Origin of the sequence: Sphingomonas hankookensis, from assembly GCF_028551275.1 — a bacterium.
GTDB lineage: Bacteria > Pseudomonadota > Alphaproteobacteria > Sphingomonadales > Sphingomonadaceae > Sphingomonas > Sphingomonas hankookensis_A.
Genome location: NZ_CP117025.1, coordinates 1,415,997 through 1,442,866, shown reverse-complemented (window position 1 = coordinate 1,442,866; position 26,870 = coordinate 1,415,997). Strand labels below are relative to the sequence as shown.

13 protein-coding genes are annotated in these 26,870 nt (G+C 70.2%); 10 read left to right on the top strand and 3 right to left on the bottom strand.

All coding sequences use genetic code 11. From position 1 onward, the window contains the following. The first annotated feature begins 323 nt into the window (after positions 1-323). From PPZ50_RS06740 to PPZ50_RS06715, 6 genes are all read left to right on the top strand, one after another. Positions 324-2,663: a penicillin acylase family protein gene (locus PPZ50_RS06740; protein ID WP_126014883.1), complete on the top strand. Its 2,340-nt coding sequence runs from the start codon at positions 324-326 to the stop codon at positions 2,661-2,663. Then, positions 2,660-4,255 carry an N-acyl-D-amino-acid deacylase family protein gene (locus PPZ50_RS06735; RefSeq protein ID WP_066689721.1) on the top strand — a complete coding sequence of 532 codons (1,596 nt, stop codon included), beginning with the start codon at positions 2,660-2,662 and terminating at the stop codon, positions 4,253-4,255. The genes PPZ50_RS06740 and PPZ50_RS06735 overlap by 4 nt, the downstream gene beginning before the upstream one ends. Positions 4,256-4,561: 306 nt before the next feature. After that, positions 4,562-5,599, top strand: coding sequence for an N-acetyltransferase DgcN (gene dgcN / locus PPZ50_RS06730; protein WP_066689722.1), 1,038 nt, complete (start codon positions 4,562-4,564; stop codon positions 5,597-5,599). Further along, positions 5,557-6,543 (top strand): N-acetyl-D-Glu racemase DgcA, encoded by a 987-nt coding sequence (gene dgcA / locus PPZ50_RS06725; RefSeq protein ID WP_066689723.1) that lies wholly within the window; start codon positions 5,557-5,559, stop codon positions 6,541-6,543. The genes dgcN and dgcA overlap by 43 nt, the downstream gene beginning before the upstream one ends. Then, a complete protein-coding gene (locus PPZ50_RS06720; protein ID WP_066689724.1) occupies positions 6,543-7,781 on the top strand; it encodes a dicarboxylate/amino acid:cation symporter in 1,239 nt (412 codons plus the stop codon). Before dgcA ends, PPZ50_RS06720 begins: the two co-directional genes overlap by 1 nt. Next, entirely contained in the window at positions 7,778-8,662 is an 885-nt protein-coding gene (locus PPZ50_RS06715) for a LysR family transcriptional regulator (RefSeq protein ID WP_066689725.1), read from the top strand. Before PPZ50_RS06720 ends, PPZ50_RS06715 begins: the two co-directional genes overlap by 4 nt. A 393-nt stretch (positions 8,663-9,055) precedes the next feature. Here the strand turns inward: PPZ50_RS06715 and PPZ50_RS06710 are convergent, their stop codons facing one another. The 3 genes from PPZ50_RS06710 to cas3 all read right to left on the bottom strand — a co-directional run bounded on the left by PPZ50_RS06710 (position 9,056) and on the right by cas3 (position 14,164). Next, positions 9,056-10,069, bottom strand: coding sequence for a serine hydrolase domain-containing protein (locus tag PPZ50_RS06710; RefSeq protein WP_066689726.1), 1,014 nt, complete (start codon positions 10,067-10,069; stop codon positions 9,056-9,058). A 100-nt stretch (positions 10,070-10,169) separates the two neighbouring features. Next, positions 10,170-11,564 (bottom strand): permease, encoded by a 1,395-nt coding sequence (locus PPZ50_RS06705; RefSeq protein WP_272815756.1) that lies wholly within the window; start codon positions 11,562-11,564, stop codon positions 10,170-10,172. Positions 11,565-11,656: 92 nt separating this feature from the next. Continuing rightward, complete coding sequence (gene cas3 / locus PPZ50_RS06700; protein ID WP_164523931.1) at positions 11,657-14,164, bottom strand: CRISPR-associated helicase Cas3'; 2,508 nt, start codon at positions 14,162-14,164, stop codon at positions 11,657-11,659. Positions 14,165-14,505: 341 nt separating this feature from the next. Here cas3 and drmD point away from each other — a divergent pair, with 341 nt between their 5' ends. The 4 genes from drmD to drmB are packed head-to-tail and all read left to right on the top strand — an operon-like array spanning position 14,506 to position 26,823. After that, complete coding sequence (gene drmD, locus PPZ50_RS06695) at positions 14,506-17,700, top strand: DISARM system SNF2-like helicase DrmD (RefSeq protein ID WP_272815755.1); 3,195 nt, start codon at positions 14,506-14,508, stop codon at positions 17,698-17,700. Then, a complete protein-coding gene (locus PPZ50_RS06690; RefSeq protein WP_272815754.1) occupies positions 17,697-21,524 on the top strand; it encodes an Eco57I restriction-modification methylase domain-containing protein in 3,828 nt (1,275 codons plus the stop codon). Before drmD ends, PPZ50_RS06690 begins: the two co-directional genes overlap by 4 nt. Next, positions 21,521-24,967, top strand: a complete 3,447-nt coding sequence (gene drmA, locus PPZ50_RS06685; protein WP_066689729.1) for a DISARM system helicase DrmA — start codon at positions 21,521-21,523, stop codon at positions 24,965-24,967. The genes PPZ50_RS06690 and drmA overlap by 4 nt, the downstream gene beginning before the upstream one ends. After that, entirely contained in the window at positions 24,964-26,823 is a 1,860-nt protein-coding gene (gene drmB / locus PPZ50_RS06680; protein WP_066689730.1) for a DUF1998 domain-containing protein, read from the top strand. The genes drmA and drmB overlap by 4 nt, the downstream gene beginning before the upstream one ends. Positions 26,824-26,870: the final 47 nt, after the last annotated feature.

Genomic DNA, 26,870 nt, shown 5'->3' with positions numbered 1-26,870 from the left:
GACATGCGTCAAGCGATGCGCGGCTATTATCGCTTCGTCGGGCCATAGCCGCAGATTATGGGCAGCCCTGCCATAAACGCGCCCTATGGGCCGGGGCGCGGTTGTCATACCTGTCGCCGGCACGCTGTCCGTAGAGTGCGGCAACCTCAGCCTCACCCGTTCGTGCTGAGTAGAGGCTGAGCTTGTCGAAGCCTCGTATCGAAGCACCCTCGGCGGTCCTTCGATACGCTGTTTCGACTACGCTCAACAGCTACTCAGGACGAACGTGTACCTTTTGTGCGATGCCGAGCGCCGCATCGCATGACCAGCAAGGGATGCCGCCGATGATGAACCGCCGCGCCTTTTTACAGGGATCGGCCGCCGCGTTCGCGCTGGTGCCGATGGTCGCGGGTGCCGCGCCCGCGCCCGACACCCTCTCCGCCCCGATCGAGATCGTCGACGACATTTACGGCGTGCCGCATATCCGCGCCGCGACCATCCCCGACGCGTTCTACGGACAGGGCTATGTCGTCGCGCGCGACCGGCTGTTCCAGATCGATCTCGGCCACCGGCGGGAACTGGGCCGGCTGGCCGAAGCATTCGGCGCGGACTTCGCCCGGCACGATGCGGCGGCCCGCCTGTTCCATTATCGCGGCGACCTGGATGCCGAACTGCGCAAGGTGCCCGCCAATGTGCTGGAATGCACCCGCGCCTATATCGCAGGCATCAACGCGCGCATCGACGAGGTGCTGGCCGACCCGGCATTGCTTCCGCCCGAATACACGATCCTCGGGGTCCAGCCGATCAAATGGGCGATCGAGGATATGGTGCTCGCCCGCGGTGGCGCGATCGGCAATGCCGATGACGAAATCCGCCGCGCGCAACTGGCCGCGATCGGCCTGCTTGACCTCGACGCGATCGTCGCGCCCTTGCGTCCCAACTGGCAGATGACCGTCCCCGACGGCCTCGACACCGCCGCCATCTCGCCCGCCGACTTCGGCGTGTTGCGGCAGGGCGGCCTGCCCTTCGGTCCCGACACCCCGGTCCGCGATCCGGCCGAAGGTCCGATGGAACACGCCAATGCCGGCAGCAACGCGTGGACCGTCGCGGGCAACCGCACCGCGACCGGCCGCCCGATCCTTGCCAACGACCCGCATCTCGGCATCGGCGGCTTCGGCCCGCGCCATGTCGCGCACCTGACCGCGCCTGGCCTTGACGTGATCGGTGGCGGCGCGCCCGGCCTGCCCGGCATCATGCAGGGCCATACCGACCGCTTCGCCTTTGGCCGCACGAACTTCCATATCGACCAGCAGGACCTGTTCATCCTCGAACTCGATCCCGCCGATCCTGAACGCTACCGCCACAATGGCGGCTGGAAGCGCTTTACCAAGATCGACATCGCGATCCCGGTAAAGGGCACCGCCCCCTATGTCGCGACGCTGCGCTATTCGGTGCAGGGGCCGGTCGTGTCGCACGATCCGGCGAAGCGCCGCGCCAGCGTGCTGGCGTCGATCGCGATGCAGCCGGGCGGCGGCGGCGCCTTCGCGATGGTCGCCATCAACCTCGCCCGCGACTGGGCATCGCTCAGGAAAGCGTTCCGGCTCCACCCCTCGCCGACCAATTTCCATTATGCCGATACGCAGGGAAATACCGGTTGGCAGGTGATCGGCTTCGCACCGGTGCGCAAGCGCGGCGACGGGCTGCTGCCGGTGCCGGGCGACGGTCGCTACGACTGGACCGGCATGCGCGACTTCGCGTCGCTGCCCAACGAATATAACCCCAGGAAGGGCTGGTTCGCCTCGGCCAACCAGAACAACCTGCCCGCCGACTGGCCGCGCGACCGCATCCCCGCCTTCTCGTTCCGCGCGCCCTATCGCTACGAACGCATCGCCGACGTGCTCGCCGCCCAGCCGAAGCACAGCATCGCCGACAGCGTCGCGTTGCAGTTCGACACGGTCTCGACGCCGGCACGCCAGTTGATCGCGCTATTGCCCGCCACACCCTCCCCGGCCGGCGACATGCTGCGCCGCTGGGACGGCCGCCTGACCGCCGACAGCGGCCCCGCCGCGCTGTTCGAAATCCTGTGGCGCGATCTGGGCAAGCGGATGCTGGCTGCCATCGTCCCCGACCGGGCCAAGGCGCTGGTGACCGAAATCGACCCCTCGGTCCTGCTCGGCATCCTCGCGAAACCCGATGCGCGGCTACCGGCCACCGCCCGCGACGCGATGCTACGCGACGCGCTCGCCTCCGCCTGGACCAGCGCGCAGTCGCTGCTCGGCCGCGACCCTGCCGCATGGCGCTGGGGCAAGCTGCATCAGGTCCGCATCGCCCATCCCCTGTCGCGCATCCCCGCCATCGCCGCCGCCTTCCCCCCGATCGAGGGCGGCGGATCGGGCGGCGACAGCTACACCGTCATGGCACGCTGGCTGGGCGACGGCCCCGGCTGGCGCGTTGGCGGCGGAGCCAGCTATCTGCAGGTCATCGACGTCGGCGCATGGGACAATTCGGTATTCCTGAACCTGCCCGGCCAGTCGAACGACCCGCGCAGCCCCCATTACCGCGACCAGTACACCCCGTGGATCGCCGGCCAGACGCTGCCCCTGCTGTTCAGCCGCACGGCGGTGGACGGCAAGGCCGCGCGCCGTGCTACGCTGATGCCCCCGCCCAGAAGGATTCGCCGATGAAGCGCCTGCCCCTGATCGCCCTGTTCGCCGCGCTCGCCGGTCCGGCCGTGGCAGCCGCGCCCCGGGTCGACATCGTGATCCGTGGCGGCACCATCTATAACGGCGCGAACGCGGAACCGATCACCGGCGATGTCGAGATTGCCGGCGACCGCATCGTCTATGTCGGCCCGACCCGCCGGACGCAGGCGGCGCAGATCATCGACGCGAAGGGCCAGATCGTCGCACCCGGTTTCATCGACGCCCATACCCATCCCGACAGCTATATCCGCTCGACCGACGCGAAGGAGCGTCTCAACCTCCCCTGGCTGGCGCAGGGGGTGTCGACCATCGTCATCGGCGTCGACGGATACGGCACGCCCGACGTCGCGGAGGACGCGCGCAAGCTGATGGCCGGCGGCATCGGCACCAATGTCGCGCCGTTCGTCGGCTTCGGATCGGTGCGCGGCCGCGTGCTCGGACAGGACGACCGCGCTCCGACCCCTGCCCAACTGACGCAGGAAAAGGCGCTGGTGGCCAAGGCGATGTGCGAAGGCGCCTATGGCTTTTCGACCGGCCTGTTCTACGCGCCGCAGAGCTTCGCCAAGACCGACGAGGTCGTCGCCATCGCCCGCGAAGCCGCGATTCGCGGCGGCATGTACGACACCCATCAGCGCGACGAATCCAACTATTCGATCGGCCTCATCAACTCGACCAAAGAAGTAATCGAGATCGGACGGCAGGCGAACATGCCGGTCCATATCGCCCATCTGAAAGCGCTGGGCGTCGACGTCCATGGCAAGGCCCCCGAACTGATCGCCACGATCGAAGCCGCGCGCAAGGCCGGGCAGAACGTCACCGCCGACCAGTACCCGTGGCTCGCCTCCGGCTCCAGCGTCGATGCCTCGCTCGTCCCGCGCTGGGCGAACGACGGCGGCTATCCGCGCCTGATCCAGCGCTTCGACGACCCGGCGACGCTGGCGAAGATCAAGGTCGAAATGGCCGAGAATCTCCGCCGGCGCGGCGGCGCGGACTCGCTGCTGCTGACCAGCGCCGGGATGCCGTGGACCGGCAAGACGCTCGCCCAGATGGCGACCGCGTGGAAGCTCGACCCGATCGACGCCGCGATCAAGATCCTGCGCGTCGCCGATGCCACGGGCAAGGAACCGGCCGGCGTCTCGGTCGCCAGTTTCAACATGATCGACGCCGATGCCGACCTCATCATGCGGCAGCCCTGGGTCGTGACCAGCTCCGACGGATCGAACGGCCATCCGCGGCAATACGCCACCTTCCCGCGCAAATATCAGGTCTATGTCCGCGAGCGGAAGGTGATCACGATGCGCGACTTCATCCACCGCTCGACCGGCGCCACCGCCGACATGTACCGCATGGACCATCGCGGTTACCTCAAACCCGGCTATTATGCCGATGTAGTCGTGTTCGACCCGGTCAACTACGCCCCCCGCGCCACCTACGTAAACCCGCGCGTACCCAGCGCCGGCGTCAAGGCGCTGTTCGTAAACGGCAAACTAGCGCTCAAGGACGGCGCCACCACCGGCGCCGCCCCCGGCCGCGCCCTGCTGCGCCCGACGCCGAAGAACTGCCCCACCACCTAACCCTCACGTCACCCCGGGCTTGACCCGGGGTCCCGCTTCTCCTTCTTCCAACGCCAGCCAGGAAGCGGGACCCCGGATCAAGTCCAGGGTGACGGGTGCGACAACACCGTCGCCCCAGCGCAGGCTGGGGCCTCCCGCGGCGAGGCGCGCGCCGTACTACCGCAAGATCCCAGCCTGCGCTGGGACGACGTTCGTTGCGACAGCACCACCCATAACCCAACGCTATACCTCCCCGCGACAGCACGATATGACGCGCGCGGCCACCCCGCCCTATCCCGATGGTCCATACAGCCAGCAGGGTGCGCGATGATCCCCGGTCCCTTCCTCCTCTATCTCGGCCATTCCGACGACGCGGTCGGCATCAAGACCTCGCGCGGGGTTGCGGCCTTCCGCCCGGACGAATGCGTCGGCGAATGGCGCCACGACGACTGCCCGCTGACGCTCGGCCTCCCACGCATGGACGCCGCGCAAGGCCGCGCAGCCGGCGCCAACACCCTGATCCTCGGCATCGCCAATGCCGGCGGCAAGATGGGCGACGCGCTGATCCGCGATGCGCTGTCCGCCATCGCCACCGGCATGCACGTCGCCTCGGGCCTGCACCAGCGGCTGCGCGACGTGCCGGAAATCGCCGATGCCGCACGGCAAGCCGGCGTCCAGCTGTTCGACGTCCGCGATCCCCCCGCGAACCTGCCGGTCGGCAACGGGAAGAAGCGCGCCGGCAACCGCCTGCTGACCGTCGGCACCGACTGTTCGGTCGGCAAGATGTATTCGACCCTCGCGCTCCAGCGCACTATGGTCGCCCGCGGGATCACTGCCGATTTCCGCGCCACCGGACAGACCGGCATCCTGATCGCCGGCTCGGGCGTGCCCGTCGACGCGGTGGTCGCCGACTTCATTTCGGGCGCGATCGAGACGATCACCCCGGCGCGCAGCGATGACGGCTGGGACCTCATCGAGGGACAAGGATCGCTGTTCCACCCGTCCTTCGCCGGTGTCTCGACCGGCCTGCTCCACGGCGCCCAGCCGCGCGCGATCGTGATGTGCCACGACCCGGCGCGCGAGCATATGCGCGGGCTTCCCCATTACGCCGTCCCCGGCATCGCCGAGTGCATCGCCGCCAACCTGTCGGTCGCGCGCCTCACCAGCCCCGACGTGCAGGCGGTCGGCATCGCGCTCAACACGGTCAAGCTGCCCGAGGACGAGGCGCGCCGCCTGTGCGCGCAGACCGCCGACGCCCACGGCCTGCCCTGCACCGATCCCTATCGCTTCGGCGCGGACCCGATCATCGACTGGATGCAGACATGCTTCGACACCTCGACGTCGCCCATGACCGTTTCGGCCTGAGCACCCCGTTCCGCATTTCGCGGGGGGTGAAGACGGCGGCCGATGTCGTCACCGTCACCCTTCGCGAAGGCGGAACGATCGGGAGAGGCGAAGCCGTCCCCTATGCCCGCTATGGCGAGACGATCGAGGACACGATCGCCGCGATCCGCGCCATCGCCCCGGCGCTGGCCGACGGCGCCGGCCGACAGGACCTCGCCGCGCTGCTCCCCGCCGGGGCCGCGCGCAACGCGGTCGACTGCGCGCTATGGGATCTCGAAGCCCGCCTCGCCGGCACGACGGTCGCCGCCCTCGCCGGCCTCGACGAACCGGTTGCGCTGCCGTCCGCCATCACCATCGGCCTCGACACCCCCGACGCCATGGCCCGCGCAGCGGCCAAGGTCGCGACCGTGCCCCTGCTCAAGGTCAAGGTCGACCGCACCGACCCCGCCGCCCAGATCGCCGCGATCCGCAGCGTCGCGCCCTTGCCCCGCCTGATCGTCGATCCCAATGAAAGCTGGACGATCGACACGCTCCGGTCTTTACGCGAACGCCTGATCGAATGGCGCGTCGACCTGCTCGAACAGCCGCTCCCCGCCGGCGAAGATCATGACCTCGCCACCTTCGACAGCCCCGTCCCCATCGCCGCCGACGAAGCGCTCCACACCGCCGCCGATCTCGACCGCCTCGCCGGCCGCTACGACGTGGTAAACATCAAGCTCGACAAGACCGGCGGGCTGACCGAAGCACTGGTGCTGGCCGGCAGGGCGCACGCAAAGGGATTCGGGTTGATGGTCGGGTGCATGGTCTGTTCGTCGCTGGGCATCGCGCCGGCCATGCAGCTGGGCGGCCGGGCGTCGTTCGTCGATCTCGACGGTCCGCTGTGGCTGAGCGAAGACCGCGCAGGCGGCGTCACCGACCATGAAGGCATGTTGTCGCCCGCCACGCCGGGCTTCTGGGGCAATTGATGCGCCGCTGGTTCGCGATCCCCCTGTGGCAGCGCGTCGTCGCCGCGCTGTTCCTCGGCGTCGTGATCGGCCTGTTGTGGCCGGAGGGCGCTGCGGCGATCAAGATCGTCGGCGACCTGTTCGTCCGCCTCATCAAGATGCTGGTCGTGCCGGTCGTCCTGATCACCATCGCCGCCGGCATCGCCTCGCTGGGCGATCCGCGCCGGCTGGGCGGCATCGGCGGGCGAACCGTCGCGCTGTTCGCCTTCACCACGTTGGTCGCGGTGTCGATCGGCATGGGGTTCGGCCTGCTGCTGCAACCCGGCAGCGGCATCGCCCTGTCGGGTGTCGCGCCGCACGTCCTCGGCCCGCCCGTCACGCCTGCCGACCAGCTGCTCGGCATCGTCCCCGTCAATATCGTCGACGCGCTGGCAAAGGGCGACATGCTCGCCATCATCTTCGTCGCCGTCCTGCTCGGCATCGCCAGCGTGGTATCGGGCGAAGCGGGCAAGCCGGTCGTCGCCCTCCTTCAGGGGCTTGCCGCCGTCCTGCTCCACCTCGTCCGCATCGTGATGGAGGTGACCCCGTTCGGCGTCCTCGCCCTCATCGCCAATGCGGTGGCAAGCGGCGGCACGGCGGTGTTCGTCCATGTCGGCTGGCTGGCGCTGTGCGTCATCCTCGCCTCGCTGACCCAGATGGCATTTCATGCCGGGCTGCTGCGCTTCGTCGCGCGGTTGCCGGTGGTGCGCTTCTTTCGCGGGATCGTCGATGCGCTGATCGTCGCCTTCTCGACCGCCTCGTCCTCGGCCACCCTGCCGGTCGCGCTCCGGGTCAGCCAGGACAATCTCGGCATCGCCCGGCCCATCACCTCGACCGTGCTGCCCTTGGGCGCCAGCATCGGCAAGGACGGGACGGCGATGTATGTAGGCCTGCTCGGCCAGTTCGCGTTGCAGGCGCTCGGCATCGTTCCCGACGCCTGGATGCTCGGCGTCATGCTCGCGACCGGCGCCCTCGCCGCCTTCGGCACCGCGCCCGTTCCCTCCGCCTCGCTGTTCATGCTGGCGGCGATGCTCGGCGCGGTCGGGGTCGGCGCGGAACAGACCGCGCTGGTCGTCGGCCTCGTCCTCCCCTTCGACCGGCTGCTCGACATGACCCGCACCGTCCCCTCGGCCAGCGCCAACCTGACCGTCGCGACACTGGTGGCGCGCGCCGAACACGGGCTGGACGAGGCGCGCTATCGGGGCCAAGTGGCGACATGAACCTGCGCCACATCGAAATCTTCCACGCGGTCTACGTCAATGGATCGGTCAGTGCGGCGGCCCGCGCGCTCAACATCTCGCAGCCCTCGGTCTCCAAAACGCTGCGCCATGCCGAGACGCTATTGGGCTTCGAACTGTTCCAGCGCACCAACAGCCGCCTCGTGCCCACCGAAGACGCCCATGCCCTGTTCGGCGACGTCGCCGACATTCAGGAACGCGTCCGTGCCTTGCGCGAAGCCGGCCGCAACCTGCGCAGCGGCGGCGGCGCGACGCTGCGCATCTCGGCGCTGCCCAGCCTCGCCTTGGGCGCGCTACCGACCGCCGTCGCCCGCTTCATGGCCAGGCGCCCCGACGTCCGCTTCGACCTGCAGACCGTCCATCACGACGACCTGCTGCGCAAGCTGTACGAACGCGAGACCGACATCGCCATCGCCGCCGAAGTCCCGCGCGGCGCTCCGCTCGGCAAGGTGTGGCTGGGCGAAGGCGAACTCGTCGTCCTCTACCGCGAGGCGGACCTGCCCGGCATGGCGGCGCGGATCGACCTGCCGCAACTCGTCGGCCACCCCTTTATCACGCTGGCGGCCAGCGGTCCCATCGGCCAGCTCTTCGCACAGGAACTCGAACGCCTCGGCATCGAATTGCAGGAGGTCGCCTCCGCCCGCACCTTCTACATCGCCGCCGCGCTGGTCCGCGCGGGCGTGGGGTTGAGCGTCGTCGACAATTTCACCGCCGAAGCCTCGCTCGCCGACGGCCTCGCCATGCGTGCGTTGAAGCCCTCGCTGACCTTCGACGTCCACGCCATGCACCTGCTAGACCGCCCGCCCAGCGCGCTGGCCAGCGAGTTTCTGGGCGTGCTGCGCGAGGTGATCGAAGCGGCGTAAGGCGCACCGTACCCCCGCGAAGGCGGGGGCCCAGGGCAACAAACGACACCGCCCGCGGATCTGAACCCCCGCCTACGCGGGGGTACGCTCCCCGACCGTCACCCCGGACTTGATCCGGGGTCCCGCTTCTTCTTCCGCAAAAGCCGAAACGCCGCCTCCATTCCGGCCCCAAACGTCATCCCAGCCAAGGCTGGGATCTCCCCGTAGCGAAGCGCGTGCCTCGCCACACGAGGCCCCGGCCCACGTAGAAGCGACGAACCCTCTGCTTTCCTACAAACGCCGCCTCAGCTAACCCTGCGGACGCTCTTTCGAACCGCCGCAACCCGCCCCAAACCAAACGCCACCCAAAACCGCCACGAGTGTGAACTTAGTGAACTTTGCCCCCCAAATCCACTAACCCTTTGACATCGCATCAAACCCCGCCACCACCGCATCCCCCGTCGCCGGCCGCAACTCGAAAATCCCGCTATCGAAATGCCGCGTCGGATGCACTCGATTGGTCAGCAGCGTCCACGCCAGCCCGCGCTCGAAATCGACCCACAACCCCGTCCCGGTAAACCCGGTATGCCCGATCGTCCCCGCCGAGCACGCCTGCCCGCCGGACCACCCCGGAAAACGGATCTCCCACCCCGCCGTGCGATGCCCCTCCACCGGCGTCCGGATCGCGTCGAGCATCGCCGCCGACGCCCCGTTCCCGTCGAGCAGCCCAGCTGCGAAATCCAGCACCCCGTCGACCGTCCCGAACAGCCCGGCATGCCCGGTCCGGCCGCCCATCGCCGAGCAATTCTCGTCATGCACCTCGCCCACCAGCACCCGCCCGCGCCACGAACAATGCTCGGTCGCGACCGCCGGCCCCGGCGGCGGCCCCCAGCTCAGTCCCGGCCCCAGCGGCAGCGCGTCCAGCCCCGCGCCGGTGATACGCTCGACCGCAATCCCCAGCAAAATGAAGTTGATGTCCGAATAGACCGCCGGCCCGTGCTTCCACTCGCGCTGCAACACGAACGCCCGCAGCCGCGCCGGATCGTCGCCATAGGTATAGATCGGCTCGACCGCGGGCAGGAACGTCCGGTGGACCAGACAGTCGCGAAACGTCAGCCGCCGCTCCGCCGCGCCGCCCACGTCATATTGCCGCAGGTCGGGGATCGCATCGGTCAGCGGCCGGTCGAGATCGATCCGCCCTTCGTCGGCCAGTTGCAGCACGAACCGCGTGGTCGCGATGACCTTGCTGACCGACGCCAGATCGAACCAATGCGCGCGGGTCAGCGGCACCTCGTCCGGCACCCGGCGGGCAAGGCCAGCGACCCGCACCTCCCGCGCGCCCTCGGCGGTCACGATCCCCAGCGTCGCCCCCGGTATCCGCCCCTCGGCGACATAGCGCGCCGCTTCGGCAAAGGCCCGATCGATCACGCATCATCCTCCCGCGCCCGGATTTTCGCCAGCGCCGGCAGCAACGGGATCGCGGCCAGGCTCACCGCCCCCGACAGCAGGAAGAACCCGTCATAGCCGATCACCCCGACCATCGATCCCCCGCCCCCGCCAGCATCCGCGGCAACAGGAAAGCAAAGCCGGTCAGGAACGCATATTGCGCCCCCGGATGGCGCGGATTCACCAGCAGCGAGAGATAGACGACGAACACCGCCCCCGCAAAGCCGTTGCCGAACTGGTCGAGCGCGGTGGCGACATACAGCATCGCCTCGCTGACCGGCTGATGCGCCAGCCACACGAACCCGAAATTGCCGATCGCCGCCACGACCGCCCCCACCGCCAGCGCCCACAGCATCGGCCGCCGCGTGACCATCCATCCGCCCAAACCCACGCCGACCATGCTCGCCGCCAGCGCCACCACGCCATCCGCCCGCCCGATCTGGCTGAGCGTATAGCCCAAATCCTTGATCATCGGCTTGGACAGGTTCAGCGCCAGCACGTCGCCCATCCGGTACAGCGAGACGAAGACCATCAGCAGGATCGCGGCATACTGAAACCGCCAGAAGAAATCGACATAGGGCCCGATCGCGGTCGAGGTGCGGATCGGCGCGGTCGGCGGAGCCTTGCGGATCCATGGCAACCCCGCCGCCATCGCGACGAACGGCACCATGCACAGCCCCAGCACCCAGGGCGTGACGTTGCTCTTCGCATCGATCCCGATCCCCTCGGCCGCCGACAGCAGGACATAGCCGACCGCAGCGGTCACGGCACAAGCGGCGACGAGGATCACCGCCCCGCCCAAAATTCCGGTGGTCAGCGCCACCATCCGCCCCCCGCCCCGCCCGTCCTCGGGCCGCATCGCGGCAAGGATCGGAAACGGCAGGAACGCCGCGACCGCGATCAGCAGATAGGCGAGTGTCCACCCGCCATTGTCCGCCAGCAACAACGCCCCGCTGCCTGCCGCGACCATGGCCGTGCGGTATCCCCACAGGTTCGCGGCGACGATCGGCCCCTGCTGGTCCTGCGTCGGGAACAGCTCGATACGCCACGCATCGGCCGCGACCTCCAGCGTCGTGGTCCAGAAGGCGAGCAGCACCGCGAACAGCGCGGTGACGGGCAGGCTGGCGTCATCCGCCGTCCACGCCATCGCCCCCATCGCGGTGACGATGCCCAGCTGCGCCAGCATGATCCACCCGCGCCTCTTGCCCCAGAAGCGGCTGAACCCCGGCACATCGTACCGGTCGAGCAGCGGCGCCCACACGAACTTCAGCGTCGGCAGCAGTTGCACCCACGCGAAGAAACCCAGCACCGTCAGCGCCACGCCATGCGCCTGCAACCGCAGCGCCAGCACCGTCGAGAACATGTAGAAGGGCAGCCCGGCCGAAAAGCCCAGCAGCCCGTAGAGCAGCATCGCGCTGCGCCCTGGATGGACGACGGCGTCGGCGGGCGGGACCGCAGCGGCGGCGGATGCGGTCATGGCTACTCCGGACACGGCAAAGCGCGAACCTCAAACGATCCGCTTCCCACGTCAACCGGCCCATGACCGCCGGTTATACCCGCACGCATATTTCAATCGGCCTTGCGCAGGCCCCACTGGTCATAGGCGAAGCGATACGACCCGATCGAGAACCCATGCGCATCTCTCGCCTCGACCGCCGCATCCCCGACGCCCGGCGCCATCCACGCCGGAATGGCGATCCGGTCGACAGTCCCCCCGAACGCCCCGGCCAACGGCTGCGCCAGATCGACCAGCAGGTCGCGCGCACCCAGCCGCGTCGCCACCGCCTCGCCCCCGTCGAACGGCAGCCATTCGGTAAAGCGCCGCCGGAAGTCCAGCGCCACCTGCCCCGCCGCCTGGGCATCGACCGCCGCGCCGCCGTTGCGCTCGTTGCGGTGGTTCTGCCACGCCACCCCCAGCCGCTCCGCCAGTGCGTCGAGCAGTTCGGGATGCAGCGCCCGTTCGACCAGCAGCCGATTGTCGCGCGGAATGGCGATGTCCGGCCGGTCCTCCAGCAGCGCCAGCGTCGCCTCGACCGGCAACAGGTCGGGATAGGGCGCCACCCGCCTCGCCCCGCCCAGCCCGTGCAGCGCCCGCCCCTTCAGCAACGGCGTCAAATCCCGCTCCGCCGGCCGCAGCACGATCGCCCGCGCCTCCGCAAACGCCCCCCGCTCCGCCCGAGCATGCCGATGCAACCGCCCGATCCGTTGCAGCAGCACGTCGACCGGCGCGAGATCGGTCAGCAGCAGATCGGCATCGATGTCGAGCGACTGTTCCAGCGTCTGCGTGCCCACCAGCACCCGCCCGCCACGCCCGCGCCCCTTGCCGAACGCCGCGGTCACCGCCGTGTCCAGCCTTTCGCGGTCCGTCGCCGCAAAGCGCCCATGATGGACCGTCGCCACCCCCTCCACCGCAAAGGCCAGTTCGGGCGCCAGCTCCGCCACCGCCTGCGCCACCGCGACCGCCCCGGCCACGCTGTTGCGCACCACCAGCACCGCCGCCCCGTCGCGCGCCGCCTCCACCGCCCGCATCGCGATCGCCGACGCATCCTCCATGATCGGCGCGACCTCGACCCTGACCTGCTTGTCGCGTCCGGTCGCCCCGCGCGCCGCCCGCGGTGCCACGCCGCGCCCCGACAACGCCGGATAGGGCACTGCCTCCGCCGCTTCGGGCGACAGTGGCGTCTGCCGCAACAGCCGCGCCCGCGCGCCCGATCCCAGCGTCGCCGACAGCAGCAACGCCTTCCCGCCCGCCGCGCCATGCTGGTCGAGCAGCCGTTCGAGCAGCCCGGTCATATAGGCATCCGACGCATGGACCTCGTCGACCACCAAAAGGCTGCGCGCCAGCACGCTGGACCGGAACAGCGCATGCTTGACCGGCAGGACCCCCAGCAACGCCTGATCGATCGTCCCCACCGCCACCCGCGCCGCCAGAAAACGATTGGCCCGCTCCGCCGCCCACCGCTCCTCGCCCGTGGCGCCATCGTCCCAGCGCACCGCATAGCCCGGCAACGCCTGCCCGCTCGCATCGCCCGCCTTCAGATACCCCGGCACCGCCAGCACCGCGCGGGGACCATCCGCCCCCCATACCGAGGTCAGCATCGCATCGACCCGCCGCTGCAACTGCACCGCCGCCGACCGGGTCGGCAGCGCGAAGAACAGCCCGTCGACCTGTCCCGCGCGCCGCAGCTCCAGCCAGCGCCACAGCGCCGCCTCGGTCTTGCCCGACCCCGTCTCCGCCTCGATCAGCGCGACCGGCCCCCAATCGCCCGCCGCCGTCTGAAAGTCGTAGGGCGCATTGCCGAATGCCGCGACGAAATCGCCCGCCGGCGTGTCGAGCGCCAGCAGCCCCCGCGCCTCCGCCGCCGCCAGCGCCGCCTCCGCCCGCAGGGCGACCCGCTCTGCACCATGCGGCCCCGCCACCGGAAAGCGCTTGCTGTCCGATCCCAGCCAGTCCGCCAGCGTCACCAGCCCGGCAAACAACGCCACGAAGCGCGGCGCCAACGGGAGTGGCGGCCCGGCCTCCCACGCCCGCGGCCAGCGTTCGCGAACCGCCTCGATCAGCGGCACGACGGCGGCAGCAGGATCGCCGTCCCCCTCGGGCATCCAATGCCGGTTATGCCTGCCCCAATCGAGCGACGTCGCCGCTTCGTGAAACTCGCCCAGCGGCTTGCCATGATGCGCCATCACCGCCGCGAAATGCTGTTCGGCATCCCAGTCGTCGATCATCGCCTGCAACGCGACCGCCGCCGGCGTCCGCTTGAGCTTCGAATGGTTCAGCAGTGCGGCGACCTGGCCGGTATGACCGATCAACTCCGCCGCCGGATCGATCCGCGCCTGAAACCCGCGATTGGCCTTGCCCAGATCGTGCAGCGCCGCCAGCACCGCCAATCGCGAGATATCCTGCTCGCCGAGCGCCCGCCCCGCCGCCGCCTCCAGCGGACCGCGCCACGCCTGCAAGACGATCTCCGCCACCGCCCCGACGTCGAGGCAATGATCGACCAGCGGCAGCGCGGCCACCACGACCTTCTCCTCGTTCCGCAACAGCTTGGCCCAGGGGCGTTGCAGGTCGGGCATCATCGGCATCTCCATCCCGGCATGGTCGACGCTACCGGCGTTCGCGGCAAGGCAATTGATCCGAAACGGATGTTCCGGAAGTGACCGGCCGACATTCAGCGACGACCCGCCCCCCCTCGTCACCCCGGACTTGATCCGGGGTCCCCCTTCTTCTGCCACGCCCGCGCAGGCAAGCGGGACCCCGGATCAAGTCCGGGGTGACGGATGGGCTTTTGACCAACGGATCATCCTCCACCTGTTCGGGAAGAATATCCCAACGACGCCCATCACCGCGAAACCGGACCCAACCGCCATTGGCACCCCCGCCCCCGCCCCCCACCCTCGCGCCCGAGAGGGGAACCGTCATGGCCAGCAGCATCCGCACGCCCCAGCCCGGCGTCGGCCAGTTCGTGTCGCTGCGCGGGCGGCTGTGGATGGTCGAGGCGCAGCCCGACGGCCCCTATGACGGCCACCGCCTCGCCTGCATCGACGACGACGCCAGCGGCGAGGATGCCCGCATACTGTGGAGCGCGGAGGTCGACGCGCGGCTGCACGATGAGGAGGCATGGGCCTCGCTCGGCCGCGAAGGCGGCGTGCTCGGCGGCGATGCCGCCAGCTTCTCCGCCTATCTGCGCACCGTCCGCTGGCGCACCGCGACCGCGGCCGAACGCGACCTGTTCCAGGCGCCGTTCCGCGCCGGCATCCGGCTCGATCCCTATCAGCTGCTGCCCTTACGCAAGGCGCTGCGCCTGCCGCGCGTCAACCTGCTGATCGCCGACGATGTGGGCTTGGGCAAGACGGTCGAGGCCGGGCTGGTGCTGCGCGAGATGCTGCTGCGCCGCCGCGTCGATTATACCGTCGTCCTCGCCCCGGCCGCGATGACCGGCCAGTGGCGCGACGAATTGCAGAGCAAGTTCGGCCTCGCCTTCGACATCATCGACGCCCGCCATCTCGAAGCGCTGCGCCGCCGTCGCGGCTATGGCGCGAACCCTTGGGGCTCGGGATCGCGCTTCATCCTGTCGCACCGGCTGCTGGGCGACGAAGCCTATGTCGCTCCGTTGCGCGACGTGCTGGAGGATTTTCGCGCCCGCTCGCTGCTGATCCTTGACGAGGCGCATCATGCCGCCCCGTCCGGTGGCGGGCGCTATGCGATCGAAAGCCAGTTCACCCGATCCTTACGCGACCTGTCCGACCGGTTCGAACATCGGCTGTTCCTCTCGGCGACACCGCATAACGGCCACCCGAACAGCTTCGCCACCCTGCTCGAACTGCTTGATCCGCAGCGCTTCACGCGCGGGGTCGCGCTGCGGCCCGCAGACCTCGAACCGGTCATGGTCCGCCGCCTCAAAAGCGACCTGCGCGCACTCGGCGAACGCTTCCCCGAACGCCTGGTCGAACCGATCGTCCTCGACCATCTGCCGGAAACCGCCCCCGAACTCGCGCTCGCCGCGATGCTCGCCGACTATCGCGCCCTGCGCGAGGCGCGGATCGCCACCCTGCCCCCCGCCCGCCGCGCGCAGGCACGCCTCGGCTTCGTCGGCCTGCAACAGCGCCTCCTCTCCTCGATCCCCGCCTTCGCCCGCACGCTGAAGGTCCATATTGACGGCCTCGACCGCGCCATCGCCGGGGCGGCAGCGACCACGCCGGTCGAAGACCCCGAACCCGACGCCCCTGACCTCGCCGCGCAGGAGGACACCGCGCTCGACCTGCTCGACCGCAGCGACGAAGCCCGCGCCCGCGCCGAAGCACTGGCCGGCGCACGGGACACCCCGCCCGCCCGCCTCGCCGCCGAACGCGCCCATGCCGCCGCGATGCTGGCGCTGGCCGAAACCGCCCGCACCGCCCCCGACGCGCGCGTCCGCTGGATCGTCGACTGGGCGCGCGCCAACCTGCTCGACGCCGATGGCGGCTGGCGCGACCGGCGGCTGATCCTGTTCACCGAATATGAGGATACCCGCCGCTGGCTCCAGCGCCAGCTCTCGGTACTGACCGACCCCGCCGACCCCTACGAAGCCGAACGGATCGACAGCTTCACCGGCATCACCTCGACCGAACGGCGCGAGGATATCAAGCGCGCCTTCAACGATCCGACCAACCCGCTTCGCATCCTGATCTGCACCGACGCCGCGCGCGAAGGCATCAACCTGCAGTCGCAGTGCCACGACCTGATCCATGTCGACCTGCCCTGGAACCCGTCGCGCCTCGAACAACGCAACGGCCGCATCGACCGGAAACTGCAACCGGCCGACACGGTCACCTGCCGCTATTTCACCTATGCCCAGCGGCCCGAGGACGTCGTGCTCGACGCGCTGGTCCGCAAGACGGAGGCGATCCGGCGCCAGCTCGGCTCCGCCGGACAGGTATTGGGCGACCGCATCGCCGAGAGTTTCCGCAGCGGCATCGACCGCGACGGGGCCCGCGACCTCGCCACCCGCATCCGCGATGCGGAGGCCGATGCCCGCGTCGCCGCCGCCGTGCGCGACCTCGACGACACCGCCGACGCCCGCCTGGCGCGCCTGCGCCGCGAACAGGCCGATCTGGCCGGCGCGCTGGAAAAGGCACGCACGCGGGTCGGCGTCGACCCGGACGAGCTGCAATCGGTGGTCGAACTCGCGCTCAACCGATCGGGCGGCGCATGGACCATGCCCGGTACGGTCGGCGAAACGCCCGTCTTCGCGCTCGACGAACCGCGCCTCGCCGGCGATCCCAGCTGGACCCCGCTGATCGACGAACTGCGCGCACGCCCCGTCCGGCCCGGCGAGCGTCCCGGCGAATGGCGCGCCAGTCCCGACGCCGCCGTCCGCCGCATCAGCTTCGCGCCCGCGATCCTGCACGACGGCCGCGACGCCGGCGATGTTGTACAGCTTCACCTCGAACACCGCCTCGTCCGACGCCTCCTCGGCCGGTTCCTGTCGGCCGGGTTCCGGCAGGGGCTGGAGCGTTGCTGCGTCATCCGCACCGCGACCACCGCCAGCCCCCGTGTCGTCCTGCTCGGCCGCCTCGCCCTCTACGGCGAACATGCAGCCCGGCTGCATGAGGAAGTGCTGAGCGTCGCCGCCGACTGGCGCGACGACGCCCCGTTGCGTCCGCTCGCCGAAGGACGCGAGGCGGAAGCGCGCGTGCTGGACGAACTGCTGGCCGCGCTGCGCGACGCGACCGACGCCGACCCCGACACCGTGCGCATCGCGACCGCCCACGCCGCGCGCAACGTCGCCGACCTCCGCCCCGCGCTGACCGAACGCGCCGACGCCCGTGCCGCCCGTGTCGCGCAGGACCTCACCCGCCGCGCCGCTGCCGAGGCGCAGGGGCTGGAGACGCTGCTCAAACAGCGCATCGCCCGGATCCTGCGCGAACGCGGGTCCGATACCGGACAGCTTGACCTGCTGCTTGACCCTGCGGAAGCACGGCAGCGCGCCGCCGACCGCCGCTCCTGGGATCGCGCCGCCACCCGGCTCGACGACGAACTGGTCCGCGAACCCGAACGCCTCCGCGCCGCCGCCCGCATCCACGCCACCCGGCTGGAGCCGATCGGGCTGGTCTATCTCTGGCCGACGGCATGACCACCGGTCCCCACGACTGGATCGGCTACCTCCAGCCAGTCGGGCTGGTCGTCGCCCCCGCGGCGCTGACTCGCATCGGCGCATGGGTCACGCCGCAGGACGCCGCCGACAGCGCGGGGGTGGCAGCGGCGCTGGCCGAACCCGATCCGTGGCCGTTCTTCCGCGACGTTCTCGGCTGGCCGGCGGCACGCGTCGCCGGAGCGCCCGGCGGCCCCGCCCTGCCCGACACGCTGCGCATCGCCTTCCCCGAACTCGACGTCCTGCTCGAACCCGACTGGGCGGTGCTGGCGGCGGACGGCACCCCGCAACTGCTGGTGCGGATCGAGGCGCCGGGGCTGCTGCTCGACCGGCGCGGCACGCTCGATGGATGGGAGGCGACGGCGCAGCAACGCTTCGAACGCCTCCTGCGCGAAACCGGCATCGGCGCGGGCGTCATCCTTGGGTCGCGCGAAACCGGCCGCCGCGAAGGCGCGACCGTCGAACCGATCCTGCGCCTCGTCGTCGCCCCGCGCGGCGAAGTGTCGGGCCATATGAGCTGGCCGCTCCACGCCCTGTCCGATGTCGCCGGGCGCGGCATGCTGGCGGGGTTGAAGCTGCTGCTCGATACCCATGCCCTCTTCACCGGCCCGCCCTCGCACCGCCTCCCCGCGCTCCTCGCCGAAAGCCGTGCCGCGCAGGCCGACGTATCGAGCCGCCTCGCCGTTCAGGTGCTCGCCTCGCTGCACGAACTGCTGCGCGGTCTCGACGCCGCCGATCCCGCCCGCATCCGCGCGCTCGCCGAACACCGGCCGCAGCATCTCTACGAAGGCCTCCTGACCGTCCTGCTCCGCCTGATCTTCATTCTCTATGCCGAGGATCGCGCGCTGATGCCCTCGCAGCCCGGCGGCGCGGCGGCGACGCTGTACGAACAGGGCTATGCGCTGGGCGCGCTCCACCTGCGGCTGCGCGACGATGCCGCGCTCTATCCCGACATAATGGACGAACGCCGCGGCGCCTGGGGGCAGCTGATCGCGCTGTTCCGCTTGGTCGGGCGCGGCGATCCGTCGGGATTCATGCAGGCGCGCGGCGGCAAGCTGTTCGACGAGGACGCCTTCCCCTTCCTGCTCGGCCGTGACAGCCCCGACGATCCGGAAGCGGTGCTGCCGGTCGGCGACGGCTGTGTGCTGCGCATGCTCGACGCGCTGCTGATCGACCAAGGCGAACGGCTCCACTATCGCGCGCTCAGCGTCGAACAGATCGGGTCGGTCTATGAAACCGTGATGGGCTTCACCGCCGAGTGCGCCCCCGCGGCGATGCTGGCGATCCGCGCGGGCAAGGCGAACCGCGTGCCGGTTTGGGTCGACCTATCGGCCCTTGCCGCCACACCGGCCAGCGAGCGCGAGAAGTGGCTGAAGACCGCCACCGGCCGCAGCGGCTGGCCGACCGCAGTTTCCCGCGCGCTACGCACCGCCACCGACGCGACGTCGCTCGCCGCCGCCCTCGCCCCCGTCGCCGACCACCGCGCCGCGCCGCGCGGCCATCCGGTCGCGGCCGGCACGCCGATCCTGCAACCGACCGAGGAACGCCGCCGCACCGGCAGCCACTATACCCCGCCCAGCCTGACCGGCCCGATCGTCGCCCATGCCCTTGCCCCCGCCTTCGCCCGCATCGGTCCCGATGCCGGCCCCGCCGACGTGATCGACCTGAAGGTCTGCGACCCCGCCGCCGGATCGGGCGCGTTCCTGGTGGAGGCGTGCCGCCAGCTCGGCGAACGCCTCGTCGCCGCCTGGACCCGCTGGCCCGCGCAGCGCCCGACCATCCCGGCGGACGAGGACGAACTGCTGCATGCCAAGCGGCTGGTGGCGCAGCACTGCCTGCGCGGCGTCGACCGCAACCCCCTCGCCATCGACCTGGCGAAACTCTCGCTCTGGCTGGAGACGCTGGCCAGCGCGCACGAATTCACCTTTCTCGACGCGGTACTGCGCTCGGGCGACAGCCTGGTCGGCCTGCCCAATCCAAAGATCGTCGCGGTGACCTGGGACCGCGTCTCGCGCCAGCACGGCTTTGTCGAGGCGATCGTGCGCGACGGCATCGACGCCGCCGCCGAACTGCGCCGGCTGATGCGGCAGGAGGCGGAGATCGCCCCCTATGCCGCGCAGGAACGCCGGCACCGGGCGGCAACCACCGCGCTCACCCGGGCGCATCTCGTCGCCGATGCGATACTCTGGTCCTACTTCGCCGCCAACAAGACCCGCGACCGCGCGGCAAAACTGGCCGAGGTGCAGCAATGCGTCCTCGCCCCCACCCCCGAAAGCTGGGCGCAACTGGCGACATGGCAGGCGGCTCTCCGCGCTCCCCCGATCGGGATCGAGGCGTTCCACTGGGAACTCGCGTTCGAGGACGTTTTCAGCCGCCCCAATCCCGGATTTGACGCGATCATCGGCAACCCGCCCTTCGCCGGCAAGAACACCATCGCGGCGGGCAATGCCGCCGCCTATCCCGACTGGCTCAAGACGCTGCACGACGGCGCGCACGGCAATGCCGATCTCGCCGCCCATTTCTTCCGCCGCGCGTTCAGCCTGTTGCGCATCGGCGGCGCGTTTGGCCTGATCGCGACCAACACCATCCGGCAGGGCGACACCCGCGACACCGGCCTCACCCGCATCCTCGCCGACGGCGGCACCATCACCCGCGCCGTCAGCCGCCACGTCTGGGAAGGCGAAGCGGCGGTCGTCGTCGCACAGGTCTTCGTCACGAAGGGAGCGACGACGACCCCGCCCATCCTCGACGGCCGCCCGGTCCGCCGCATCTCGGCCTATCTGATGGAGGGCGATCTGGATGGATCACCAACTAAATTGCAGGCCAATGCAGGCACGGCTTTCGAAGGCACAAAGGTTTACGGCCCTGGCTTCCTGTTCCGCGACGACAAGCCGGCAAGCCCGGACAACACCATCGCCGCCATGCACGCACTACTTGCGCGCGCACCGGCATCGCGGGCGGTCATCCGCTCCTTCTTGGGCGGTGAGGAAGTTTATAACGACCCTCACCATCGTCCCTTCCGCTACGCCATCGACCTTACCGGTCTATCGTTGGAGGAAGCTGAAACGAGGTTTCCCGAAGCAGTCGAGCTGCTTCGGAACGTGGTGAAGCCGTATCGGGACACGGTGCGCAATCCGCGCACGCGCGATCGCTGGTGGCTTTACGAAGCGCCTCGACCCGGCCTGTATGCTGCTACCCGCAGGCTGAGTAGTCTGTTCGTGACAAGCTGCGCTGCGACCCCGCACTGGGCGCTGGTCCGCGTCGGCAATAACGGCCTTTTCGGTAACACCCTGTCGGTACTCGCCTTCGACTCCATGGCCGCCTTCGCCACGCTGCAATCCCGTGTCCACGAAGTCTGGGCACGCGCCTTCGCATCCTCGATGAAGGACGATCTGCGCTACACCCCGTCCGACTGCTTCGAAACCTTCCCCCTGCCGCCAGCCTTCGACACCGACCCCACCCTCGAAGCCGCCGGCAAGTCCTACCACGACCACCGCGCGCAACTGATGATCGCGCGCGATCAGGGCATGACCCCGACCTATAACCGCTTCCACCGGGCAACCGACACCGACGCCGACATCGTGGAGCTTCGCGACCTGCACGCCGCCATCGATCGCGCGGTGCTGTCCGCCTATGGCTGGGACGACCTTGCCGCGCAGGCCGCGCCGGTCTTCCTCGCTCCCGACACCGAAGACGACCACCGCTACCGGGGCCGTCTGTTCTGGAACGCGCCGTTTCGCGATGCGGTGCTGGCCCGGCTGCTGCGACTGAACGAGGAACGCGCGAAAATGGAGCGGATGGCATGAACGCGGCACGAGTACGCGACGAACTGGTCGCGCGGCTCCGGCGCAACCTGATCGGCCCCAGCGAGGCGGAGGATGCCGACCTCGCCACCGAACGCCTGCCACCGGGCGAAAGCCCGTCGCGCTGGTATCTGTCGGGCTATATCGCCCCCTCCGGCGAACTGACCGCCGAGAACAGCGACACCCCCGACGCCGAATGGGACGAGATCGACGGCCTGCTCCCCGACGAAGGGTTCGGCGCGGGCGGTGCGGCAGGCGATCACGACGAACCCGAAACACCCGCCGCGCGGCGCCGCTTCCTGCCCGGCACCATCGGCCTATCGACCATGGTCGATGCCTCGGTCGACACGCTGTCGGTCACGATCGACTGGGGCGACTATGCCCCCGAACCGCCGCTGCCGCCCGACATGCTGGAAAGCGGGGCCGAACCGCATGGCGCACCGGTCGGCTGGCGGCGCGTGCCCCGCCACGCCACCGAAACGCTGCGCATCCCGCGCGAGGCGGACGGGATCGCCCGTATGCCCCTCGTCGGATCGGCCGCTACCGCCCGCCCCGGCGGCGCGCTCGAACTCGCCATCCGCGCCCGCCCGTTCGCGCTGCGCCGCGCCGATGGCACGACGCGCGCCGTGCAGGTCGTGACGGTCTTCCTCGTCAACAAACGGCTGGAGCCACCCTCGCGCTACCGCGACCTCGCTTACGCCTATCAGGTGCGCCTGACGCTGACATGCGCCACCGGCTTCGTCGCGCAGCACGACCTGTCGCGCATCGCCCGCGACGATTGGGACGACCAGCTTGCCGACCTGCACTATCGCGACAGCGCGGCCTATGCGGTCGGCCTCGGCTGCGCCACCGGCCATGTCGCCGACCCCGATGGCGCGGTCCGAAGCGTCCACACCACCCATCTGCCGCGCGCAGCGGTCGAGCGGACGGTGGCGGCACCCGTCCCCGACGTCACCTTCGGCATGGACGCCCTGTCCGGCCTCGCCGGCGACGGCACGGCACTGGCCATCGCCCTGCAACCGCTCGTCACCGCCTATCGCACCTGGTCGTCCGACCAGCACGCTGCGACCACCGCCCCCGACATCGCTACCGCACCCCAACGGGTCCGCACCGCGCAGCAACTGATCGCCGATCAGGCCGAAGCATGCGACCGCATCGCTGCCGGCATCGCGTTGCTCGAACGCGACGCCACCGTCCGAAGCGCCTTCGCCATCGCCAACCGCGCGGTCGCTGATGCGACCCGCGCCCGCCGCCCGACCGACACCCAGCCGACCTGGCGGCCGTTCCAGCTCGCCTTCCTCCTGCTCAACCTGTCGGGCATGGCCGATCCGCGTCACCCCGACCGCGACACCGCCGACCTGCTGTTCTTTCCGACCGGCGGCGGCAAGACCGAGGCGTATCTCGGCCTCGCCGCCTTCACCATCGCGCTCCGGCGGCTGGGGGCCAGCGGGCTGCTCGGTGCCGGCGTCGCGGTCATCATGCGCTATACGCTGCGCCTGCTGACGCTCGACCAGTTGGGCCGCGCCGCCGGGCTCGTCTGCGCGCTCGAACTGCTGCGCACCGGACCCGACTATCGCGACGCATCCGCCCGCCCGCTGCTTGGTGACTGGCCGATCGAAATCGGGCTATGGGTCGGATCGGACGCCAGCCCCAACCGGCTGGGGCGCAAGGGCGACAAGACCGAAGGCACCGCCGTCAAACGGGTCCGCGCCTATACCAGCGGCCGCGACTCCCGCGCCCCCGCCCCGATCAAGGCATGTCCGTGGTGCGACACCGCCTTCACGCCGCAGAGCTTTCGCTGCGTGCCGAACAGCGACGCGCCGACCAATCTCGAACTGCGCTGCGTCAACCATGACTGCCCGTTCACCGGCGACCGCCCCCTGCCGATCGTGACGGTGGACGAGGCGATCTATCGCCGCCTGCCCGCCTTCCTGATCGCGACCGTCGACAAATTCGCCGCGCTGCCATGGAACGGCGCGGCCGGCGCATTCTTCGGCCATGTCGATCGCGCCGATGCGGACGGCTTCTACGGCGCCGCCGAACCGGGGAAGGGCCGCGCGCTCGACAACGGCCACCGGCTCCTGCCCCCCGACCTCGTGGTGCAGGACGAACTGCACCTGATCTCCGGCCCCTTGGGCACCGTCGCGGGCCTCTACGAAGCGGCGATCGACCGCCTCGCCTCGCGCCGGATCGACGGACAGCGCGTCCGGCCGAAGATCATCGCGTCGACCGCCACCGTCCGTCGCGCCCGCGATCAGATCCGCGCGCTGTTCGACCGCCACGATACCCGCATCTTCCCGCCGCCCGGCATCGACCGCCGCGACAGCTTCTTCGCCTTGACCAAGCCCGAAAGCGCCGACGATCCGGCGCGCTGGTATGTCGGCATCGCGGCGGCGGGGCGCGGGCCGAAGCTGGTGTTCCTGCAAACGCTGGTGACCTTGCTGGGCGCGGCGCAGGGGCTGGCCGATGCCGAAGGGGACGCCGACGCCTATCGCACCGCGCTCTGCTATTTCAACGCGCTGCGCGAACTGGGCGGCGCGCGCCGGATCGTCGAGGATGAGGTCGCCGCGCGCCTGACCGACTATGGCGACCGCCGCCGCCGGATCGAACCGGTCGACCACCCCTTCGGCAACCGCAGCTTGGGGGAACCGGTCGAACTCACCTCACGCGTCTCGACCGATCAGGTCGCGGCGGCCAAGGCCCGGCTGGAAACCCGCTTCGACGGCACCGGCGAACCGGTCGACGTGGCGCTGGCGACCAACATGATCTCGGTCGGCCTCGACATCGACCGCCTGGGGCTGATGCTGGTGCAGGGCCAACCCAAGACGGCGGCGGAATATATTCAGGCGACCAGCCGCGTCGGCCGCAACCCCGCCCGCCCCGGCCTCGTCGCCGTCGTGCTCAACGTCCATCGCCCGCGCGACCGCATGCACTTCGAACAATTCACCCATTTCCATGACACCTTCTACCGCGCGGTGGAGGCGACCAGCGTGACGCCATGGTCGGCGCGCGCGCTCGACCGGTCGCTCGCCGCCGTGGTCGTCGCCATCGCCCGCCATCTCGACCCGTCGTTGACGCCCTCCGCCGCCGTCGCCGCCCTCGCCAACGCACCCGACACCCGCGCGGCGGTGGTCGCGCATCTGGTCGAGCGCGCGCCCGCAACCATCGACGGCGGACGCGACCGGCTGGCGGCGACCGTCGATGGCTTGCTCGACGACTGGATGATGCTCGCCGACGAAGGCACGATGGCCGGCGGGCGCTTCACCTATGACGACCGCCCGCACCGGCTGCTCCACCCGCCGCTCGATCCCGCATTGTCCAATCTGTCGCCCGCCCACCGGCGGTTCCAGGCAGGCTACAGCATGCGCGACGTCGAACCCGGCGTGCTGGTCAAGCCGCGCGGGCCGAACGGCGAACGGGTCAGCGGCGCAGGAGACATGGCATGAGCGGCAAGCGCATTACCCTTCGCCAGTCGCAGCTGGTCTTCGGTTTCGGTCCCGGCGCGATGGTCGACCTGCCCACGCGATCGGTCGTGATCGGCGGGCTGGACCTGTGGCACATGCGCGAACGCGGCAGCTGGCGTCCGGTCCACGAACCGCGTGCGACCGCCGTGCTCGAAACGCTGTTGCGGGCGACCGGGCGGCTCGCCGACGACGTGCAGCTGACCCTGCGCACCCCGCCTGCCGATGACGAGGGACGCAGCGGTACGGGCGAGCCGCCGGGGATCGAGGCGCGTATCTTCCCCGCATGGTTCGTCGCGCGCGATGCGGAGACGAAGGGCGACATCCGCCGCCGCCGCCTCGTCCGCTGGCAGGACCTCAATCCGAAGGGGCGGGCAGACTTCACCGACGATGACGGCTGCCGCGTACCCGTCACCCCGATCCGCTTCGTCGCGGGCTGTCACAAGGGGCATTTGCAGGACATCGACTGGTCCTACGCCGTCCATGTCGACCAGCCCGGCCGCTGCGTGCAGCCGCTCTGGCTGGAGGAGCGCGGCACCTCGGGCGATCCCGCCTCGACCCGCATCACCTGCGGCTGCGGCGCATCGCTGTCGCTGCGCGATGCCCAGGCCGATGGACGCTTCGGCAAATGTCGCGGACGACGGCCATGGCTGAACAAGGACGATGCGGAATGCGGCGAAAATCTCCGCTTCCTCACCCGTACCGCGACCAACGCCTATTTCCCGCAGGTGCTGACCGTCATCTCGCTCCCCGCCGCCGAGGACGAACTGACCCGGCTGGTCGAGGGGCAGATGGACGCGATCGACTGGGTCACGACCGAAGCCGAAATGACCCTCGCCCGCCGCGCCAACCCGTCGCTCCGAGCGGCGCTGGAGGGATGGAGCGACACCGAAATCGTCGCCCGCGTAGCGCAACTGCGCGCGACGGGCCACCAGACCCTCGCCAAGGCACCCAAGGTCGCCGAATTCGACCTCCTCGCCTCCGGCCTCGCGGAGATCGGCACCGACGCCCCCGACGCCCGCCTCCACGCCCGCACCCTGCCGCGCGATGCATGGGACGGCGACCGCCCGCGCCTCGCCCCGATCGCCTCGGTCGTCGCGGTGCACCGGTTGCGCGAGGTTGCCTGCCTCTATGGCTTCACCCGCTTCGAAGCCGCCCCGACCGCGATCGACGGCGACCTCGAGGAACTGCACGTCGCGGTCGAAGGCGCCGCCCTCGCCCACGACCTCGACTGGCTCCCCGCCGTCGAACAGCTGGGCGAAGGCATCTTCCTGCGCTTTGACCCCGAAGCCATCGCCGCCTGGCTCGCCCGCCCCACCGTCACCGCCCGTCACGAAGCCTTGTGGAGCGGCTGGGAACGCTGGCGCCAGGGACAGGCCTATGGCGACAAGCTGCGCTTCCCGAACCTCGCCTATTACGCGATGCACGGCTTCTCCCACGCGCTGATGAACGAGATCGCGCTCGACTGCGGCTACCCCGCCACCGCGCTGAAAGAGCGCCTCTACGCCGTGCTCGAAGAAGACGGCCCACGCTACGGCCTGCTGCTCTACACCGCCTCGACCGGCGCGCAGGGGACGCTGGGCGGCCTCGTCGCCGTCCTCCCCCGCCTCGGCGCCATCGCCGAACGCGCGCTCGACCGGCTGGCGCTATGCTCGGGCGACCCGATCTGCGCCGAGCACGACCCCGACCACCATAGCGACGAACGCGCGCTGAGCGGTGCCGCCTGCCACAGCTGCCTGCTGGTCGCCGAAACCTCGTGCGAAGCCCGCAACCTCTATCTCGACCGCGCGCTCACCGCCCCCACCGTCCTGACGGCCGAAACGGCGCTGTTCCGTGACTGATCGTAAAGCCTTGACGCAAGCCCCCGATCCGGCTCCCTTGTCCCCGG